General features: G+C 72.5%; 21 protein-coding genes. 15 read left to right on the forward strand and 6 right to left on the reverse strand.

The window, feature by feature from the left end; translation table 11 throughout:
* Window positions 1–9: 9 nt before the first annotated feature.
* Window positions 10–678, forward strand: a complete 669-nt coding sequence (locus KBX26_RS30585) for a hypothetical protein (RefSeq protein ID WP_210867017.1) — start codon at window positions 10–12, stop codon at window positions 676–678.
* A 261-nt stretch (window positions 679–939) separates the two neighbouring features.
* Here KBX26_RS30585 and KBX26_RS30590 read toward each other — a convergent pair whose 3' ends face one another.
* Together KBX26_RS30590 and KBX26_RS30595 are read right to left on the reverse strand one after the other, a co-directional pair.
* Window positions 940–1,608, reverse strand: a complete 669-nt coding sequence (locus KBX26_RS30590; protein ID WP_210859667.1) for a DUF1345 domain-containing protein — start codon at window positions 1,606–1,608, stop codon at window positions 940–942.
* A 42-nt stretch (window positions 1,609–1,650) separates the two neighbouring features.
* Window positions 1,651–1,923, reverse strand: coding sequence for a DUF2795 domain-containing protein (locus KBX26_RS30595; RefSeq protein ID WP_030332551.1), 273 nt, complete (start codon window positions 1,921–1,923; stop codon window positions 1,651–1,653).
* Window positions 1,924–2,078: 155 nt separating this feature from the next.
* Here KBX26_RS30595 and KBX26_RS30600 point away from each other — a divergent pair, with 155 nt between their 5' ends.
* From KBX26_RS30600 to KBX26_RS30635, 8 genes are all read left to right on the forward strand, one after another.
* Window positions 2,079–2,489: a DUF2267 domain-containing protein gene (locus tag KBX26_RS30600; protein WP_030332553.1), complete on the forward strand. Its 411-nt coding sequence runs from the start codon at window positions 2,079–2,081 to the stop codon at window positions 2,487–2,489.
* Between the two features lie 217 nt (window positions 2,490–2,706).
* Entirely contained in the window at window positions 2,707–3,732 is a 1,026-nt protein-coding gene (locus KBX26_RS30605) for a TerC/Alx family metal homeostasis membrane protein (RefSeq protein ID WP_210866999.1), read from the forward strand.
* Window positions 3,733–3,807: 75 nt separating this feature from the next.
* A complete protein-coding gene (locus KBX26_RS30610) occupies window positions 3,808–4,407 on the forward strand; it encodes a sulfite oxidase-like oxidoreductase (RefSeq protein WP_030332555.1) in 600 nt (199 codons plus the stop codon).
* A gap of 7 nt (window positions 4,408–4,414) precedes the next feature.
* Entirely contained in the window at window positions 4,415–5,179 is a 765-nt protein-coding gene (locus KBX26_RS30615) for a ferredoxin reductase (RefSeq protein ID WP_210867018.1), read from the forward strand.
* 24 nt (window positions 5,180–5,203) lie between these two features.
* Window positions 5,204–5,497, forward strand: coding sequence for a DUF6510 family protein (locus KBX26_RS30620; RefSeq protein ID WP_210859668.1), 294 nt, complete (start codon window positions 5,204–5,206; stop codon window positions 5,495–5,497).
* A 220-nt stretch (window positions 5,498–5,717) separates the two neighbouring features.
* Entirely contained in the window at window positions 5,718–6,440 is a 723-nt protein-coding gene (locus KBX26_RS30625) for a VOC family protein (RefSeq protein WP_210859669.1), read from the forward strand.
* Between the two features lie 186 nt (window positions 6,441–6,626).
* Window positions 6,627–7,154: a GNAT family protein gene (locus tag KBX26_RS30630; protein WP_307857950.1), complete on the forward strand. Its 528-nt coding sequence runs from the start codon at window positions 6,627–6,629 to the stop codon at window positions 7,152–7,154.
* A gap of 117 nt (window positions 7,155–7,271) precedes the next feature.
* Window positions 7,272–8,573 (forward strand): NAD(P)/FAD-dependent oxidoreductase, encoded by a 1,302-nt coding sequence (locus tag KBX26_RS30635; protein ID WP_210867000.1) that lies wholly within the window; start codon window positions 7,272–7,274, stop codon window positions 8,571–8,573.
* Between the two features lie 51 nt (window positions 8,574–8,624).
* Here the strand turns inward: KBX26_RS30635 and KBX26_RS30640 are convergent, their stop codons facing one another.
* From KBX26_RS30640 to KBX26_RS30650, 3 genes are all read right to left on the reverse strand, one after another.
* Window positions 8,625–9,719, reverse strand: a complete 1,095-nt coding sequence (locus tag KBX26_RS30640) for an AI-2E family transporter (protein ID WP_210867001.1) — start codon at window positions 9,717–9,719, stop codon at window positions 8,625–8,627.
* Between the two features lie 58 nt (window positions 9,720–9,777).
* Complete coding sequence (locus KBX26_RS30645) at window positions 9,778–10,572, reverse strand: spermidine synthase (protein ID WP_210867002.1); 795 nt, start codon at window positions 10,570–10,572, stop codon at window positions 9,778–9,780.
* Between the two features lie 114 nt (window positions 10,573–10,686).
* Complete coding sequence (locus KBX26_RS30650) at window positions 10,687–11,664, reverse strand: DUF2267 domain-containing protein (RefSeq protein ID WP_030332568.1); 978 nt, start codon at window positions 11,662–11,664, stop codon at window positions 10,687–10,689.
* A gap of 200 nt (window positions 11,665–11,864) precedes the next feature.
* Between KBX26_RS30650 and KBX26_RS30655 the strand changes: the two genes are divergently transcribed.
* Window positions 11,865–12,179 carry a hypothetical protein gene (locus KBX26_RS30655; protein ID WP_030332569.1) on the forward strand — a complete coding sequence of 105 codons (315 nt, stop codon included), beginning with the start codon at window positions 11,865–11,867 and terminating at the stop codon, window positions 12,177–12,179.
* Window positions 12,180–12,254: 75 nt separating this feature from the next.
* On the opposite strand, the gene KBX26_RS30660 is transcribed toward KBX26_RS30655, so the two are convergent.
* Complete coding sequence (locus KBX26_RS30660; protein WP_210863418.1) at window positions 12,255–12,584, reverse strand: STAS domain-containing protein; 330 nt, start codon at window positions 12,582–12,584, stop codon at window positions 12,255–12,257.
* 213 nt (window positions 12,585–12,797) lie between these two features.
* Between KBX26_RS30660 and KBX26_RS30665 the strand changes: the two genes are divergently transcribed.
* The 5 genes from KBX26_RS30665 to KBX26_RS30685 all read left to right on the forward strand — a co-directional run bounded on the left by KBX26_RS30665 (window position 12,798) and on the right by KBX26_RS30685 (window position 17,214).
* Window positions 12,798–14,555: a PP2C family protein-serine/threonine phosphatase gene (locus KBX26_RS30665; protein ID WP_210867003.1), complete on the forward strand. Its 1,758-nt coding sequence runs from the start codon at window positions 12,798–12,800 to the stop codon at window positions 14,553–14,555.
* Between the two features lie 8 nt (window positions 14,556–14,563).
* Window positions 14,564–15,589 (forward strand): cobalamin-dependent protein, encoded by a 1,026-nt coding sequence (locus tag KBX26_RS30670; protein ID WP_030332579.1) that lies wholly within the window; start codon window positions 14,564–14,566, stop codon window positions 15,587–15,589.
* 114 nt (window positions 15,590–15,703) lie between these two features.
* Window positions 15,704–16,051 carry an STAS domain-containing protein gene (locus KBX26_RS30675; RefSeq protein ID WP_030332581.1) on the forward strand — a complete coding sequence of 116 codons (348 nt, stop codon included), beginning with the start codon at window positions 15,704–15,706 and terminating at the stop codon, window positions 16,049–16,051.
* Between the two features lie 84 nt (window positions 16,052–16,135).
* Window positions 16,136–16,582 (forward strand): response regulator, encoded by a 447-nt coding sequence (locus KBX26_RS30680; protein ID WP_030332583.1) that lies wholly within the window; start codon window positions 16,136–16,138, stop codon window positions 16,580–16,582.
* A gap of 113 nt (window positions 16,583–16,695) precedes the next feature.
* Window positions 16,696–17,214, forward strand: a complete 519-nt coding sequence (locus KBX26_RS30685) for an ATPase (protein ID WP_210867004.1) — start codon at window positions 16,696–16,698, stop codon at window positions 17,212–17,214.
* Window positions 17,215–17,293: the final 79 nt, after the last annotated feature.

The raw sequence follows: 17,293 nt of genomic DNA on the forward strand, positions 1-17,293 counted from the left end.
GTCGCTGGGATGGCGACCAGTTTGATCACCCCGGTGGAGGACCGTAAACGTCTGGCGCGCCGGCTCGCCGGCAGCGGGCGGGGCTTCGCCGAGCAGTACGGGTTCCGGGTGACCAACAACCCGGCGAGCCTGTTCCAGGTGCTGTGTCTGTCGGTGCTGCTGGCCCGTCGTGGTGACTTCCGGCGGGCGTTGGACGGGGCGCGGGCGTTGCGGGACGAGGGGTGGGACAGCGCCGCCCGGCTGGCTCGTTCGCTGCACGAGGACCGGGTGCGGGTGTTGCGCGCCAGCGGCCAGCGCGGCGACGTGGACGGGCTCGCCAGCGTGCTGGGTGACCTGGCCCGGACGGTGGTCGAGCGGTACCGGGGTGATCTGCGCCGGTTGCGGGCGGTGGCGCACCACGACCCGGTCCGGGAGCGGGCGCTGCTCGCCGAGCTTCCAGGGGTGGACAACCACGTCGTCGACCTGTTCCTGCGCGAGGCTCAGGCGTTGTGGCGGGAGGTGGCCCCGGTCGCCGACCGGCGGGCGTTGGCTGCCGCGCGCCGACTCGGGCTGGGCAGGTCGGCCGACGACCTGGCCGGCCTGGCCAGTGGCGAGTCGGAGCAGTTGGCCTGGCTGGTGGGGGCGTTGGCCCGGGTCGACCTGGAGCACCGGTACGCGGAGGTGAGCGGTCGGCGGTGACGTGCCCTGGCCCACACTTCCGCAAATTCTGACCAAACGGGGGATGTTCTGTCGTATGGTTGGACCCGGCAGTGCTGGCCGCTCGGTTCGGGCGGGCCTCCACCGCCTGGTGACCGCGACCGGTTCGGATGCGGTTCACCGCCTGGGCAGGCTTGCGTGGCGCCCTCGGTCGCGGTTCGTGACCAGGGGCGCCCGCCTGTCCCGGCCCTTCGATCGGCCCCGCCCCGTGTCGCGCTCCGGGGGACCGGCCAGCCGGTGTCGTCATCGCGCCAGACCCGCCAGCAGGTTCACTGTCACGGCGATGATGAACGCGCCGAACAGGTACGACACCATCGAGTGGCGCAGCACCGTACGACGCATCTCGTTGCTGGTCAGGTTGGTGTCGGAGACCTGGAACGTCGTCCCGATGGTGAACGCGACGTACGCGAAGTCGGAGTAGCGCGGCGGTTCGGGTTGGTTGAAGTTCACCCCGCCATCCGGGCCCGTGTAGTAGATCCGGGCGTACCGGGCGGCGAACACTGTGTGCACCACGAACCAGGAGAGCACGACGCTGAGCACGCCCAGGCCGCTGTGCAGTTCCCGGGCGAGTCCGGGGGGCGCGCTCTGCGCGCTGGCCACCACCAACCCCACGGCGAGCAGGCTGGCCAGGCAGGCGAAGAGCAGCAGGGCGTCCCGGACCGCCCGGTTCGGGTCCTCGTGCACGGCCAGTTGGGCGGTCCGCTCGGCGTCCATCGGCCAGATCTTGTGCCAGATCAGCACGAGCCAGCTGAGCGCGCCCACGTCCCAGCCGGCCAGCGCGGCGAGCGGCAGCGGCAGCACGAGCGCGAAGGCGCAGCCGGCGACGACCCCGACCACCGCCACGACGGCGAGCTGCCGCGCGGCGGGGAAGCGCACATCCATCGGCCGGGACGGGCCACCGGTGTAGGTCATCGGTGACGATTACTTCGCCGGGCTGTGGGCGTCACCGCTGGGTCAGATGCCGCGCAGGTGCTGCGAGACCCGGTTGTGCTTCTTGTCCCGGGCCTGCTCGGCCCGCTGGGCGGGGCCGACCTCGGGCGCGGCCTCGATCCCGGCGGACCGGGCCACCTCGGTACCGTTGGCGTAGTCGACCGGCGGCAGGGCGCGCAGCGCCTTCAGCACGTCCGGCGGGGCGCCCTCCCGTTCGGCCTCGCGGACCACGTCGTCCTTCTCGGCCGGGTAGTCCAGGCTCGACAGGTACTGCAGGACGTCGGCGTAGCTCGCCATGGCGTGGGCTCCCTCGGGCATCGATGTGGTGACGACCGGCGGCGGTTACCCGTCTGCCGGCCGGTCACGCCCACCCGCCGGGGGTAACCGGGTGCCGTTTCTCCTCGCCCGTCGCGGGTACCCGCTGACGCCGACGCGACCCAAGGGAGTACGCGATGAACTACGACACCTTCATCGACCAGGTTTCCCAGCGCACCGCGACGTCGTCCGAGCGGGCGGTCGAGCTGACCCGGGCCGTGTTGGAGACGTTCGCCGAGCGGTTGACCGGCGGCGAGGTTCTGGACCTGGCCGCCCAGTTGCCCCAACCGCTGCAACTCGTGCTGAAACCGAGCCCGAGCACCGAGCAGGCGGACCGGTTCGGCGCGGCGGAGTTCGTGGCCCGGGTCGCGGTGCGCGCCGGGGTGCAGGAGCCGGCCGCCCGGGACGCCAGTCGGGCGGTTTTCACCACCCTGCGCGAGGCGATCACCGGCGGTGAGTTCGATGACGTGGCGACTCAACTGCCGCGTGACTATCGGGGCCTGGTCGAGCAGGCGATGGCCCCGGGAGCGACGCTGCGCCGCGGCTGACCGCGCCCGTTGCGGGTACGCACAGCGGTTTACCAGGGCAACCATCGATGTCCCGCTTGGCGCGGTGATTCAGCCTGGCCTAACCTTGTCGTGCGAGGGGAGTACTTCCCACGAACCATTCCGGTCAGTACGGCGCGCCCGGCGCGCCTCGGGTGGTTGCCCACCAGGTGGTGGGTGAAGGAGACCTCGAACATGACGGTGTTCGAGGAGACCCCATATGAGCCAAGTGTCGTATCTGTCCGCTGCCAGTGACCTGTCGTCGGTGGGCACGCCCACGCTGTGGGCGGTCACCATCATCGGGGTCATCCTGCTGCTGGTGCTGGACTTCCTGGTCACCCGTCGCCCGCACGAGGTCTCCATGCGGGAGGCCGTCGGCTGGTCGGCGTTCTACATCGCGCTGCCGCTGGCGTTCGGCGCCTGGATCTGGTCCCGCTTCGGCTCCCAGCAGGGCGTGGAGTACCTGACCGGTTACCTGGTGGAGAAGTCGCTCTCGGTCGACAACCTCTTCGTCTTCATGCTGCTGCTGGCCGCGTTCGCGGTGCCGGCGGTGCTCGCCCAGCGGGTGCTGCTCTACGGCATCGCCGGCGCGCTGGTGCTGCGGGCCGTCTTCATCGCCCTCGGCGCGGCGGCGTTGCAGACCCTCGACTTCGCCTTCCTGCTCTTCGCGATCATCCTCATCGCCACCGCGGTGAAGCTGCTGCGCGACGCCTTGTCCGGGCATCAGCAGGAAGTCGACATCAACAAGATGCGGTCGGTGAAGCTGCTGCGCAAGATCATGCCGGTGGTCGACGAGTACCACGGCACCAAGATGACCGTGCGGCAGGGCGCGAAGCGGGCGCTCACCCCGTTCGCCCTGGTGGTGGTCGCGGTGCTGGCCACCGACATCGTCTTCGCCGTCGACTCGGTGCCCGCCGTCTACGGCATCACCGAGGACCCGTACCTGGTCTTCGCCACCAACGCGTTCGCCCTGCTCGGCCTGCGGGCGCTCTACTTCGTCCTGCACGCGGCGCTGAGCCGGCTGGTGCACCTCAGCTACGGTCTGGCCGTCATCCTGGCGTTCATCGGCCTCAAGCTGGGTCTGCACTGGGCGCACGGCATCTGGGAGGGTGTGCCGGAGATCCCCACCCTGGCCTCGCTCGGCGTGATCATCGGCGTGTTGGTGGTGGTCACACTGACCAGCCTGCGCGCCACCCGCGGCGGCGACCTGCCCGCGGACCGCGAGGTCGTCGCGAAGCGGCACTGACCGCGCCGCGCCAGCCGACGAGGGGGTACGCGGGAAAGCTCCCGCCCCGGCCGGGGCGGATGGTACGACTGTGCAATGGGAATCGTGTCACCCGGCTTTCAGGGCCGGCCCCGAACGCAGGAGCCGGCCCTGCCACCCGGTCAGTATCTGACCGAGGACTTTCCGGTGCTCTCGGCCGGCCCGACGCCCCGGGTGTCCCTGGACACCTGGGAGTTCGTCATCTCCGCCGAGAACGGCAGCGAGCACCGGTGGTCGTGGCAGGAGCTGATGGCCCTGCCCCAGGAGACGCCGACGGTGGACATCCACTGCGTCACCCGCTGGTCCAAGCTCGGCACCAGCTGGCAGGGCGTCTCACTGGACACGCTGCTCGCCGACGTCGACACCGGGGCGCACTTCGCGCTCGCGCACTCCTACGGCGGGTACACCACCAACCTGCCGCTGGACGACCTGCGTGGCGGCCAGGCGTGGGTGGTGCACACCTTCGACGGCGCCCCACTGCCCGCCGAGCACGGCGGGCCGGCCCGACTGCTGGTGCCGCACCTGTACTTCTGGAAGTCCGCCAAGTGGGTGCGCGGCCTGCGGCTCAAGACGATGGACGAGCCGGGGTTCTGGGAGACCGCCGGCTACCACGACTACGGCGACCCGTGGCGCGAACAGCGGTACCAGGGTGACTGAGCGCGCCGTGGCGACGAGCACCCAGCGTCGGACGCCGAACCGCTGGCAGGTGGGCCGGCTGGTGGAGCGCCGGGTGGAGACAGCGACCGCGCAGACCCTGGTGCTGGAGGTGCCGGACTGGCCGGGGCACCTGCCCGGACAGCACGTCGACCTGCGGCTCACCGCTCCGGACGGTTACCAGGCGGCCCGCTCGTACTCGATCGCCGGGCCGGCCGTCGACGGGCCCGGCGGCCCGCGCATCGAGGTGACGGTGCAGCGGGTGCACGACGGCGAGGTGTCCCCGTACCTCATCGATGTCTTTTCCGCCGGCGACCCGGTGGAGGTGCGCGGACCGCTCGGTGGCTGGTTCATCTGGCGCTCCGAGGAGACCGCGCCGGTGCAGCTCGTCGCCGGTGGTTCCGGCATCGTGCCGCTGATGGCGATGATCCGGGCCCGGCGGGCGGTGGGCAGCAAGGCCCCGTTCCGGCTGATCTACTCGGTGCGCACCCCCGCCGACGTCATCTACGCCGACGAGCTGCGCCGCCGGGTCCGTGACGACTTCGGGCTGGACGTCGCGTACGTCTACACCCGCGAGGCGCCCGACGGCTGGCGCGGCGAACCGCACCGGATCGGGCTGGCCGACGTCAACACGCACGGGTGGCCCCCGGATCTGGAACCGCTCACCTACGTCTGCGGCCCGACCGCGTTCGTGGAGACCGTCGCCGACCTGCTGGTGGGGCTGGGGCACCCGTCACGCCGGGTCAAGACCGAACGCTTCGGCCCCACCGGCTGACGCCCGCCCTGTCGAGGAGATCCGATGACCGAGATGTCGTACCTGGACGGCAACATGCTCGACGGCCCGATGCGCGAGCTGTTCACCGTCGACCTGAGCAGCGCGATGGGCCGCTGTGAGAACTGCGGGATGACCGGCTCGATGGCCAGCCTGCACGTCTACTCGCACGCTCCGGGCCTGGTCGCCCGCTGCCCCTCCTGCGAGGAGGTGATGGTGCGCCTGGTGCGCGGGCCGGACCGGGCCTGGCTGGACATGCGCGGCACCACCTACCTCCAGGTGCCGATGCCGATGGAGCAACCGTTCCCCGGCCCGCTCTGACGGGTCGCTCGCCCGGCTGAGGCGCCCCGGTCGTACAGGGCCTGCCACACCGGGGCCAGGCTGAGTCCTTCCTCGGTGAGCCGACGCTGGGGCTGGGGTGTGGCAGCGCCCTACCGGGGATGACACCGCCGAAACTCGGGTGCGGTCGACCTGGCACAACCCTAGGCTCGCGCTCCGACGGCCGGCACGGCGTCCGGTCGGAGGGGAGACGAGCGCTGCGATGACCGCACACCTGTTCGCGATCAGCTTCGACGCGCGTGAGCCGCTGCGGCTCGCCCGGTTCTGGTCCGGGCTGCTGGATCGGGAGATGGTGGAGGATCCGCAGGACGGCGTCCTGGTCCTGCCGGGAGCCGACCCGGAACTGCGCCTGCGCTTCGTGCCCTGGGATCAGCCGAAGGTCGTCCAGAACCGGATGCACTTCGACCTGACCAGCAGTTCGCTGGAGGACCAGCGGCAGACGGTGGCCAGGGCGTTGGATCTCGGCGCGCGGCACGCCGACATCGGGCAGGGCCCGGAGATCGATCATGTGGTGCTCGCCGACCCCGAGGGCAACGAGTTCGACGTCATCGCACCGGGCAACAATTTCCTCGCCGGCTGCGGCTTCGTCGGTGCGCTGGCCTGCGACGGATCGCCGGCGGTGGGGTACTTCTGGAGTCGGGCGCTCGGGTGGCCGCTGGTCTGGGACGAGGGCGAGGAGACCGCCATCCAGTCACCGAACGGCGGCACGAAGATCACCTGGGGCGGTCCGCCGTACATGCCGAACGGCGGCCGGGACCGGGTGCGTTTCGATCTCGCCCCGGCCGCTGGGGTCGACTGGCAGGTCGAGGTCGACCGTCTGCTCTCACTCGGTGCGACCCGGCTCGGCACCGACCCGGACGGAACGGGCCGTCTCGCGCTGGCCGACCCTGATGGTCAGGAGTTCAGCCTGCTGATGCCTCGCTAGCGGCGACCAACGCCCGCATGATCGCGCTCGATCAGTGATGTGGTGGTCACGTGCGCCGCCGGATGCCACTACATCCTTGTTCGAGCACGATCACGCGACGTTCGAGCACGATCACGGAACCGCGGGCGCCACGCACCGGCCGGCCGGTTGGACAACGGCGGCAGCGGTCGGTCAGAGTGGTCGGCCGTGAGATACCTGCGTAGCGGTGGTCCCGCCGCGATCCGGCGGCCCCGGCCCACCGACTCCGGCGAGTTCGTCGCCGCCGCGCGGCGCAGTCGGGACCTGCACCATCCGTGGTTGGCCGCGCCGGCCACCCCCGAGGAGTACGACCTCTACCTGCGCCGGATCCGTCGCCGCGACAGCGCCGGTTACCTGATCTGCGACCGGGCCAGCGGCGCGATCGCCGGCTACGTGAACATCAGCGGCATCGTGCTCGGCGCGCTGCGTGGCGGCTTCCTGGGATACGCGGCGTTCCTGCCGTACAGCGGGACCGGGCACGCCTCGGCGGGAATCGCCCTGGCGATCGACCACGCGTTCACCTCGGTCGGTCTGCACCGCCTGGAGGCGAACATCCAGCCGGGCAACGAGCCGTCGCGGCGGGTGGCCCGCAAGCTCGGATTCCGGTTGGAGGGCTTCTCCCCGGACTACCTGTTCATCGACGGCGCCTGGCGCGACCACGAACGCTGGGCGATCACCGCGCCCGCCCCCGCCTGACCGCCGGAGCTCCGACGGTCGGGGACGGTCGCAGCGACCACGTTCGGCTGCGGTGCGAGCCGAGCGCGGGTGCCGCGTCCGACGTTTGTCCGGGGCTTCGACGGGAAACGGCCCGCAATGACGAAACCTCGTGTGGTGATCGTGGGGGCCGGGTTCGCCGGTTACCACGCGGCGAAGACGTTGAGCCGGATCGCCCGGGACCGGGCCGAGATCGTGGTGCTGAACTCCACCGACTACTTCCTGTACCTGCCGCTGTTGCCCGAGGTGGCGGCCGGGGTGGTCGAGCCCAAGCGGATCGCCGTGCCGCTGACGGGGACGCTCAAGGGCGTACGGGTGGTGGTCGGCGAGGCGGACCACGTCGACCTGCAGAACCGGTGGGTCGGCTTCACCCAGGCCGAGGGGGACAAGAACCGGCTGGCCTACGACCGGCTGATCCTCGCCGTGGGCAGCGTCAACAAGCTGCTGCCCATCCCCGGGGTGACCGAGTATGCGCACGGCTTCCGCGGCCTGCCCGAGGCCGTCTACCTGCACGATCACATCGTCCGCCAGCTCGAGCTGGCCGAGCAGGCCGAGGACCCGGCGGAGCAGCAGGCCCGCTCCACCTTCGTGGTGGTCGGGGCGGGCTACACCGGCACCGAGGTCGCCGCGCACGGGCAGCTGTTCACCGACGCGCTGCACGCCCAACGGCCACGGCTCACCGTCCGCCCCCGCTGGATGCTGCTCGACGTGGCGTCGCGGGTGCTGCCGGAGTTGGACAAGCGAATGTCGGACACCTCGCACAAGGTGCTCAACCGGCGTGGGGTGGACGTGCGGATGGGCACCTCGGTGGCCGAGGCGACCTGCGACGGGGTGAAGCTCACCGACGGTGAGTACGTGCCGACCTGCACCCTGGTGTGGTGTGTGGGGGTGCGACCCGACCCGTTCGTCAACGAGTTGGGCCTGCGGACCGACCGGGGTCGACTAATCACCGACGAGTTCCTCAACGTTCCCGGCTACCCGGAGGTGTACGCGTGCGGCGACGCCGCCGCCGTGCCGGACCTGGTCAACCCGGGGAAGGTCTGCGGGATGACGGCCCAGCACGCGCAGCGGCAGGGCAAGCGCGCGGCGTACAACATCGCCGCGTCGTACGGGTTCGGCCGGCGCAAGCCGTACAAGCACCACGACCTGGGCTGGGTCGTCGACCTCGGTGGCAAGGACGCGGCGGCGAACCCGTTGCAGGTCAACCTGGCCGGGTTGCCGGCCAAGGCGGTCACCCGGGCGTACCACCTGATGGCGATGCCGGGAAACCGCACGCGGGTCAGTGCCGACTGGGCGTTGGACGCCGCGTTGACCCGCTCGGCCGTCCAGTTGGGGTTGGTGCCGGCGAACGCGGTGCCGTTGGAGAGCACCACGCCGGAGGTCGCGACCCGGATCCGCTGAGAGCGGTCACCCGGCCGGTCGCCGGGGAGGAGAGCGTCGTAGCCGCGCCGGTCAGTCGGTGGAGCCGGCCGGTCGTCCCGGCCGTGCGGCCGGACCGGCCGGCGGGGCGGGCCGCAACCGGCGCGGGCCGTACTCGCGCAGCAGGGTCTGGATGATGCCGGCGGCGGGGATGGCCAGCAGCGCGCCGAGCAGACCGGCCAGTTCCGCCGCGAGCAGCACGCTGACCAGCACGGTCAACGGGTTCAGCCGGACCGCGCGGGACAGGATGAGCGGCTGGAGCAGGTGGTTCTCCACCTGTTGGTAGACCACGAAGAAGACCAGCACCACCACTCCGGCGGTGGGGGAGTGCAGGAAACCGGCACCGGCCGCGATCACCGCGCCGAGCGTCGCCCCGACCAGCGGTATCAGGTCGGCGACCGCCACCAGCAGGGCGATCACGGCCGCGAAGGGCACGCCGGTGAGAGCCAGCACCGCGTAGGTCAGCGCCCCGCAGATCACGCTGATCAGCAGGTTCCCGGTGAGGTAGCCGGTGACGGTGCGCGACACCTCCCGGCCCACCCGACGCAGCCGCTCGCCCTGACCGTCCCCGGCCGCCGCGAGCAGGCCGCCGGTGATCCGCGGCGCCTCCAACACCATGAGGTACGCGAGCACGACGACAGTGACCAGCCCGGCGATCGACTCGACGACGCCGCGCAGCACGCCGACCGCGGGTTGGCGCAGCTGCCCGCCGAAGCCGCGCAGCTGCTCGGAGTGTTCGCTGGCGTAGCGCCGCGCCCCGGTGCGCTCCAGCAGCTGCCCCACCGGGCCCCGCCCGGCGCGGGCGTCGCGCACCAGCTCGGGGGCCCGGTCGGCGAAGCGGCTCAACTCCCCGAACAGCGGCACCAGGATGAGCGCGGCCAGGATCGCCAGCAGCACGAACGCGGCGAGGAACACCAGCAGCGTGGCCAGCGCCCGACGGCGGACAAGGCGACGTTGCAACCGGTCGACGAGGGGTTTGAGCGCGACCGCGAAGAACGCGGCGAGCACCGCCCAGACCAGCACCCGGCGGGTCGCGTACACGAAGCCCAGCGCGAGGGCGGTCGCCAGCACCAGACCGATCACGACCAGGGTGCGACGCGCGGTGCCCCGGACGTCGGTGTTGCTCATCCGGCGCGCCTTCCCCGCGCAGACCGTCGGAAACCCGGCACGGCGGGCGCAACGGCGATCAGCGCCCGGAGGTGCCGTCCGCGTCGGTGACGGGGTGGGCCCCGGCGACGAACGTGTCGAGCGCGGCGGCGTGCAACAGACCCCCGGGCACCGGGTCACGCAGGGCGGCCACCGCCAACCGGGCGACCGGCAGCCCGCCGGGGCGGGAGGTGGCGGCCAACACCAGATTGCCGTACCGGCGGCCGCGCAACATCCGCCGGTCGCCGACCACGCACACGTCGGCGAAGACCGCCCGCAGCGTGGCCACCTGCACCCGGGTGCCGACAAGTGGCGGCAGGTCGGTGACGTTGAGCAGGTACAACCCGTCGGGGCGCAGGACGCGGGCCACCTCGGCGACGAACTCGACGGTGCGCACGTGCCGGGGCATCCGGGCCGCCCGGTAGATGTCGGCGATCACCAGGTCGTACCGGTCGTCCGGGGTGGCGGTCAGGGCGTCCCGGGCGTCGGCGACCTCCACCCGCACCTGCGGCGGCAGCGGCGGCAGCTCCCGGGCCACCAGGTCGACCACCGCCGCGTCCCGCTCGACGACCCGTTGCGGGGAGCCGGGCCGGGTGGCAGCCAACCAGCGGGGCAACGTCAACGCCCCGCCGCCCAGGTGCAGGACGCTCAGCGGCGCACCGGCCGGGGCCGCCACGTCCACCGCCGAGGCGATCCGCCGGACGTACTCGAAATGCAGGTGGCGCGGATCCTCGAGATCCACGTACGACTGCTCGACCCCGGCGGACAGCAGTGTCCGCCCGGTCCGGCGGACCGGGTCGGCGACCAGTTCCAGCCGGTCGGCGGCGCGGTTCATGTCCGGCACGCTAGCCGAGCCCATGGCCCACCCGGCCGGTGGCCCGGCACGGCCGACGGACCGGCGGACCGGGTTCGCCCCGGCCCGCCGGCCCGCCATGTCGCGGTTGTCCGGTCAGCTGCCGGCCATCCCGGCTCCCACCTCGTCGATCGCGTCGTCGATCTGGCGGGCGAGGTCCACGTCGAGCGCGGTCACCCCGTTGGCCTGGTTGGTCCGCACCGTCAACACGGCGGCGGTGTCGCCCGGACGCCCGATGCTCGGGCCGCGGCCGTTGTCCTGGCGCAGCCGATCCAGCCGGGCGAGCACCCGGTCCAGGTTGTCCGGCGGCAGCGCGACCACCCGGTAGAGGCCCTGGCTGTCGCCGGACCAGTAGGGCAGGTCGTCCAGCGCCGCGCTGATCTCGTCGTCGTCCAGGGTGGGTGTGGTGGTGGAGGCGCCCACCAGACCGCCGCCGGCCTCCGGCGGGTTCAGCAGGTCGCGCAACCCGTCGGGTACGTGCAACGACTCGACCAGGTCGCTGTCCTGCTCGGCGAGCGCGGCGATCGTCGCCTCCGCCTGGTACCGGGCCTGTTCCGGGGTGTTGCCGCTGATCCGGCCCACCTCGGCCAGGAAGCCGGGCAGGTCCCGGTGCCGCTCGATGCCGTCGACCGGCAGCACGTCGTGCAGCGACGACGGCACGGCGGCGAGCAGCCGCTGCCGCTCGGCGGCCTCCAGGGCGAACGCGAGCACCAGCACTGTCGCCTCGGTGCCCACCTTCGCCGTCTTGAAGTCGACCCCGGCGCGACGCCGGACCTCGTCGACCAGGTCGTGGTAACCCATGCTGCTCACCCCGGCCGCGCCGCCCGGCGGGGACGGCTGCGGACGCGGGTTGTCGGCGCTACCGACCGGCGGCGGTGCCGGCCCGCCGCGGGTTGTATCCGACTTGTGCGGTCCGGCCGCTGGTGGGCCGGCCCGCTTGCCCGCATCGAGGCTCGTGAGCTGCTTGGAGGCGCTCAGGCTGGCGCCGATCTCGCTGGGCTGGCGACTCTGTTCACGGGCCTGCCGGGCCAACGCCCGGCGCCGCTGGTTGTCGCCCTCCATCTGCTTGCGCATGGTGGCACCCCTTCCGCTGGGGATCGTGCCTGCGCCAGTCGCCTTCCCGCCGTTCCAGAGAACGAAACGGCGGCCGCCGGCCGGGTCGGCCCGGCCTCCGCCACGCTTCATCCGCCGGGGGTGAGGGGTGCTCACCCGCACGTCCCGCAGGATCGGGTCAGGACCGGAGTTCTTCCGAGGTACACGGAAGGAAGGTCGTCATGAAGGAAGTTGTCGAGATCGTCCCCGCCCGACCCGGTTGGTACGCGCGCTGGCAGCTCACGCCCGAGGTCACCAGGTGTTACCCGGTGAGCCTGTGGGCGCTGCTGGAGGAGGCCGACGGAACGGGCCGCGAGGTGATCGGGATGGACTGCATCGGTCAGTGGCCCGGCGCGGACGACAACGAGGCGGGTGGGCAGTTCGTCCGCTACCTGTACCAGACGCCCGATTCGGGGGAGCCCGAGGACGTCGATGAGACCCCGGTCGGCGATCTGCGTGCCGACGGCCCCCGGCTCCAGCCGATGACGGCGCCCTAGACATTCCTCCGGCCCCCGACCCCAGGTCCCAGGGTCGGGGGCCATCCCCGAACGGATCCGGGGACGGCCGGCGGATCAGCCGATGGCGCGCACGTCGTCGGAGTACGCCACGGCCAGCAACTCACTCAGGCCGGTGCGGTCGAGCATCCGCTGCAAGTGGGGACTGACCCCGGTCAACTGGATCGCCCCGGCGGCACGGTGCACCACCAGCAACGCGCTGAGCCCGGAGGAGTCGCAGAGGGTCACGCCGGTCAGGTCGACCAGCACCGGGACGCCGTTGCGCAACTCGGCCGCTGCGGCGATCAGCTCGGGCGCGGTGTCGTAGTCGAGCTCGCCGGTCAGCCGGAGTCGGACGTGCCCGGCGGCGAGCCGGGTTGTCTCGATGGTCAACGGCTGATCAGGCATCCCACCATTCTCCTTGCCAGCCGACAAAACGCAAAGCGGGGCGGTGACCGCGCACCCGTGTCCCTGGTGTGGCGTCCGCCGCCGTGTCGGTGCCCCCCACCTGCCGTGGGATGCCGCTGTCCGTGTTCGGGCGTAGGGTGGGCTGGAGACTTTTGACAGTGGACGCCGGTTCCGGCACGGGTTCGGTGAACGACAAGGAGTGAGGCTCAGCTGGTGACTGCTTCCGACGTCAGGGACTGTGACCCGGGCGACGGACGGCTCTCCACGCCGAGCACGACACGACCCTCGGCGTGGTCCGCCGACGTTCGCCGCACCACGACGGCCCTGCCGCCACTGGCCCCCGACCGGGGTCAGGCCCCACCCGACTGGTTCGAGGTCGTCGAGCATTTCCGTGAGGGCCTGGTGGTCTGCGACGCCGACGGCGTGGTGCGCCACGTCAGCCCGGTGGCCGAGCGGCTGCTGCCCGAGGTGACGTCCGGCGAGCCGCTCAGCTCCGCCGGTGTGCCCGGCCTGAGCGAGGACGCCCGCGGCGGCTTCACCCATCGTGGGCGTCGGCTCACCGCGCGCCGGGTGCCCCTCTCCGGTGCCCGTTGCTGCTGGTACGTCGAGGACGTCACCGACAGCGTCAGCCGTGCCGACGCGCTGCTCGCCGAGCGAGCCCGCTCGGCGTTCCTGGCCGTGGTCGGCGACAAGCTCGGCAACCCGCTGCACCCGGACCGGGCCGCCGCCGCTGTCGTCCGACTCGCCGTGCCGACCCTGGCCGAGGTGGCGGTGCTGGTGCTGGCCCCGCGCGGGGGGCGCGCCCGCTGGTGGCGGGCCTCGCGCACCGACGACGACGCGCCAGCGGTGGACAGCGGCGTGCTGGTCGGCGGCGAGCTGCCGACAGCCATCGCCGACGGGCTGACCGGGGCCGAGCCGCACGCGGTGGACTGGCTGGTCGAGCAGGCGGTCGACGCCGGGTGGCTGCCGGGGCTCGCCGACACCGAGACCGTCGCCCGGGTCGTCCCGCTGCCGGGCCGCGACGCCCCCGTCGGTGTGCTGCTGGTGGCCCGCCGCGCCACCCGCTGGTACGACGAGGACGACGTGGAGCTGGTCCGCGCGTTCGCGGCCCGCGCCGGTGCGGCGTTGACCACCGCGCTGCTCTACCGCGACCAGGCGGAGGTGGCCGACACCCTGCAGGCCAGCCTGCTGCCGGTCGAGCCGGTCGAGGCCGTCGGTGTGCAGTGGGGCACCGCGTACCGCCCGGCGCAGGCGGGGCTGCGCATCGGCGGGGACTTCTACGGTTCGCACCGGCTCACCGACGGTGGCTCGGTGTTCTTCCTGGGCGACGTGTCGGGCAAGGGCGTCGAGGCCGCCGTCTTCACCGGCCAACTGCGCCAGTGCCTTCAGGCGCTGCACCGGCTGGAGTCGAACCCCGCGCGGTTGCTGCGGCTGCTCAACGACGCGCTGCTCGAGACCACCCAGGCGCACGGCCAGGGCCGCTTCGCCACGATCGTGCTCGGCGTGGCCCGCCCGGAGCGCGACGGTGGCCTCACCCTCACCATGGCCGGCGGCGGGCACCTGCCACCACTGGTGCTGCGCGCCTCCGGCGAGGTGGAGACGGTGCCGTTACGCGGCATGCTGATCGGGGTGGTGTCCGACCCCCGCGTCGGAGAGGTGACCGTGCGGCTGGCACCGGGCGAAACCTGCCTGCTCTACAGCGACGGCGTGACCGAGGCCCGGGGTGGCCGGCGCGGCGACGAGCTGTTCGGCCCCGAGCGGCTGGTCACCGCGCTGACCGGTTGCCAGCGGATGCCCGCGCCGGCCCTGGCCGAACGGGTCGAGCAGGTCACCTGCGACTGGCTGGCCCAGGGCGACCACGACGACATCGCCGTGCTGGCGTTGCGGGCGGCCGGCCCGGGCGGGCGCGGAGGGCGGCACCTGCACTCGGTGCCCGCCGGCATCGACCGGACAGAGGAGACCGACGCGTGACCGCCGCCATGGCCGCCCCCGACCTCGGTGAGGCGTACTCCGGCTACCTGGACCACCTCGCCGACGCTGACGAGTACGCCGCCACCGACCTGGCGATCGGCCTGCTCGACGCCGGCGTCGCGGCGGAACGGGTGCTGCTCGACCTGGTCGCTCCCGCCCAGGCCGAGGTGGGCGAGCGGTGGGCGCGCAACGAGTGGAGCGTCGCCCAGGAGCACGCGGCCACCCACATCAGCGAGCAGGTGGTGGCGGCGGTGTCGGCGCACGTGAAGCCGCGGCCGACCGGCGGTCGGGTGGTGGTCGCCTGCATGGACGGCGAGTGGCACGCGCTGCCGCCCCGGCTGGTGGCCGAGGTGCTGCGGTTGCGCGGGTGGCAGGTGACCTTCCTGGGGGCCAGCGTGCCCGCCGCGCACCTCGTGTCGTATCTGCACCGCTACGACGCGCACGCGGTCGCGTTGGCGTGCGCGCTGCCGATGCGCCTGCCGTACGCCCACCGGATGATCGAGGCGTGCCGCCGTTCGGACGTGCCGGTGGTGGTCGGCGGGCGCGGGTTCGGTGCTGACGGCCGGTGGGCGGGCCGGCTCGGGGTGGCCTGGGCACCGGACGCGCCCTCGGCGGCCGAGTTGATCGCCGACGAGCGGGCGCTGCGCGGGGCGCCGCCGGCCCGGCTGGCCCACCTGGCCGACGACGAGTACCCGAGCCTCCTGCGTCGTCGGGGTGAGTTGATCGACAGCGCGTTGGCGGAGCTGCGGGAGCGGGTGCCGGCGACCCGGGAGTACACCGCCGCGCAGCTCGACGCGACAGTGAGCGACCTGGGCCACATCGTTGACTTCCTGGCCGCCGCGGTCTACGTCGACGACGCTTCGCTGTTCACGGAGTTCGTGCAGTGGCTGTCGGGGATTCTGCTCAGTCGTGGGGTGCCCGTCGGGGCGATCGCCCTGCCGCTGGAGCACTACGCCGGCGCGTTGCGGGACTTTCCGCGGGCGGCGCGGGCGCTGGCGCTGGGATCGGCGACGCTGCCTGGCAGGCCCCGCTGACCGACCCACTGGTGGCTCCGGATCGATCACCGCGCTCAGCGGCGGCACGGTCAGCTCTGCGTATACTTGCCGGACTGCAAACGTCCCACCCATGGTGGAGCGAGGGGGAGAACGGTGACGTTCAGCGTCAACTACGTCGAGCGCGGCGGTGGTGGCGCCTACCTGCGGCTCGTCGGCGAGCTGGATCTGAGCACCGCCCCCGAGCTGTCCGCCGTGATCGACCGGCTCACCGCGGCGGGCGAGACCCGGGTGCTGCTCGACCTGACCGACCTCACGTTCTGCGACTCCACCGGGATGGCCGTGTTCGTCCGGGGTGACAACCGAGCGGCCGCCGACGGGGGATGGCTCCGGCTCACCGGCGCCCGTGGGCGGGTCGAGCGGGTGCTGCGGGTGACGGGCCTCGCCGACGTGTTGCGCTACGAACCGGAGTCGGTCGACCCCGCGTCCCGCAGTGCGTCCTGATGGGCTAGATTTCCCCGCCAGCATTTTCCCGCCAGCGCGGTGACCGTCAGGGTCCCGTCTCCGCCGACTCTGAGGCAGGTAGTGATGGGCGTAGACAGCCCGCAGCCGGTACGCATCCTGGTGGTCGACGACGACCCGGGTGACGTCCTGATGATCGAGGAGGCGCTGGCGGACTCCGACGTCGAAAAGATCATCGATGTGGTCAGTGACGGCGAGGAGGCGATGGAGTTTCTCCGCGCCGAGGGCCGGCACCAGCAGGCCCACCGACCGGACGTGATCCTGCTGGATCTGAACATGCCGCGGATGGACGGTCGGCAGGTGCTCGGTGCGGTCAAGCAGGACGAGGATCTGCGGACCATCCCGATCGTCGTGCTGACCACCTCCAACGCCGACACCGACATCGTCGGCAGCTACACGTTGCAGGCCAACGCGTACGTCACCAAGCCGATCGACCTGGACGACTTCAACGACGTGGTCCGCCGCATCGACGAGTTCTTCGGTCGGGTCGTGGTGCTGCCCAAGCGCACCTGACGCCGCCGCCACCTGAGCGGATGCTGAACATTTTCCCCGAACCTCCTCGGCGCGAGCGGTCCCGGCCGAGGATCCAGGTGGGGAAGTAACAGCGGCTGCCTGGGGGCGACAGTATGAGGTTCTCCGTCGTTGACATCGGTTACGACCAGCGGCAGGTGGATTACTGCCTGGACGAGCTGGGGATCCGGCTGTCCCGGCTCGCGGCGCGGGCCGAGAGCGCGGCCGGGGCGGCCCGGGAGTGGGACGAGATCCGTCAGGAGGCGGCCTGGCTCAGCGGGCTGCTGCAACGGCTGGACCTGGGCGACGCCGCCGTCACCCGGCACGCCGGGGACGCGGTGCGGCGCGAGGCCGCCGAGATCCTGGCCCGGGCCCGCGTCGAGCTGGACGAGGCCCGCGAGGAGGCACGGCGGGTGCGCGAGCAGGCGTACGCGGAGGCCGTGCAGGCCCGACGTGACGTCGAGGCGGCGTTGGACGCCCGTCGACGGCGCGAGGCGCGGGTGGAGGAGATCCTCAGCCAGGTGACGGTCGACCAGGTGCCCGCGGACACCCCGACCGCCGCCGCCGGCATGCCGGGCAGCCGCGTCGGGGCCGGTGGGCCGGACCCGGGCGTGCAGCCGCCGGGTCGTCGCTGAGGCCTGTGCGCGCGAGGCCGGTGGGCCGGACCCGGGCGCGCAGCCGCCGGGTCGTCGCTGGGCCTGTGCGCGCGAGGCC

This window comes from Micromonospora sp. C97 (assembly GCF_018070385.1).
Taxonomy (GTDB): Bacteria; Actinomycetota; Actinomycetes; order Mycobacteriales; family Micromonosporaceae; genus Micromonospora; species Micromonospora parva.

Coding starts and splice junctions, on each gene's coding strand:
- KBX26_RS30620 (WP_210859668.1), top strand. CDS start 5,204: ATGACCGAGATGTCGTACCTGGACGGCAACATGCTCGACGGCCCGATG.
- KBX26_RS30625 (WP_210859669.1), top strand. CDS start 5,718: ATGACCGCACACCTGTTCGCGATCAGCTTCGACGCGCGTGAGCCGCTG.
- KBX26_RS30685 (WP_210867004.1), top strand. CDS start 16,696: ATGAGGTTCTCCGTCGTTGACATCGGTTACGACCAGCGGCAGGTGGAT.
- KBX26_RS30645 (WP_210867002.1), bottom strand. CDS start 10,572: ATGAACCGCGCCGCCGACCGGCTGGAACTGGTCGCCGACCCGGTCCGC.
- KBX26_RS30590 (WP_210859667.1), bottom strand. CDS start 1,608: ATGACCTACACCGGTGGCCCGTCCCGGCCGATGGATGTGCGCTTCCCC.
- KBX26_RS30655 (WP_030332569.1), top strand. CDS start 11,865: ATGAAGGAAGTTGTCGAGATCGTCCCCGCCCGACCCGGTTGGTACGCG.
- KBX26_RS30640 (WP_210867001.1), bottom strand. CDS start 9,719: ATGAGCAACACCGACGTCCGGGGCACCGCGCGTCGCACCCTGGTCGTG.
- KBX26_RS30600 (WP_030332553.1), top strand. CDS start 2,079: ATGAACTACGACACCTTCATCGACCAGGTTTCCCAGCGCACCGCGACG.
- KBX26_RS30595 (WP_030332551.1), bottom strand. CDS start 1,923: ATGGCGAGCTACGCCGACGTCCTGCAGTACCTGTCGAGCCTGGACTAC.
- KBX26_RS30635 (WP_210867000.1), top strand. CDS start 7,272: ATGACGAAACCTCGTGTGGTGATCGTGGGGGCCGGGTTCGCCGGTTAC.
- KBX26_RS30680 (WP_030332583.1), top strand. CDS start 16,136: ATGGGCGTAGACAGCCCGCAGCCGGTACGCATCCTGGTGGTCGACGAC.
- KBX26_RS30585 (WP_210867017.1), top strand. CDS start 10: ATGGCGACCAGTTTGATCACCCCGGTGGAGGACCGTAAACGTCTGGCG.
- KBX26_RS30605 (WP_210866999.1), top strand. CDS start 2,707: ATGAGCCAAGTGTCGTATCTGTCCGCTGCCAGTGACCTGTCGTCGGTG.
- KBX26_RS30610 (WP_030332555.1), top strand. CDS start 3,808: ATGGGAATCGTGTCACCCGGCTTTCAGGGCCGGCCCCGAACGCAGGAG.
- KBX26_RS30660 (WP_210863418.1), bottom strand. CDS start 12,584: ATGCCTGATCAGCCGTTGACCATCGAGACAACCCGGCTCGCCGCCGGG.
- KBX26_RS30650 (WP_030332568.1), bottom strand. CDS start 11,664: ATGCGCAAGCAGATGGAGGGCGACAACCAGCGGCGCCGGGCGTTGGCC.
- KBX26_RS30670 (WP_030332579.1), top strand. CDS start 14,564: ATGGCCGCCCCCGACCTCGGTGAGGCGTACTCCGGCTACCTGGACCAC.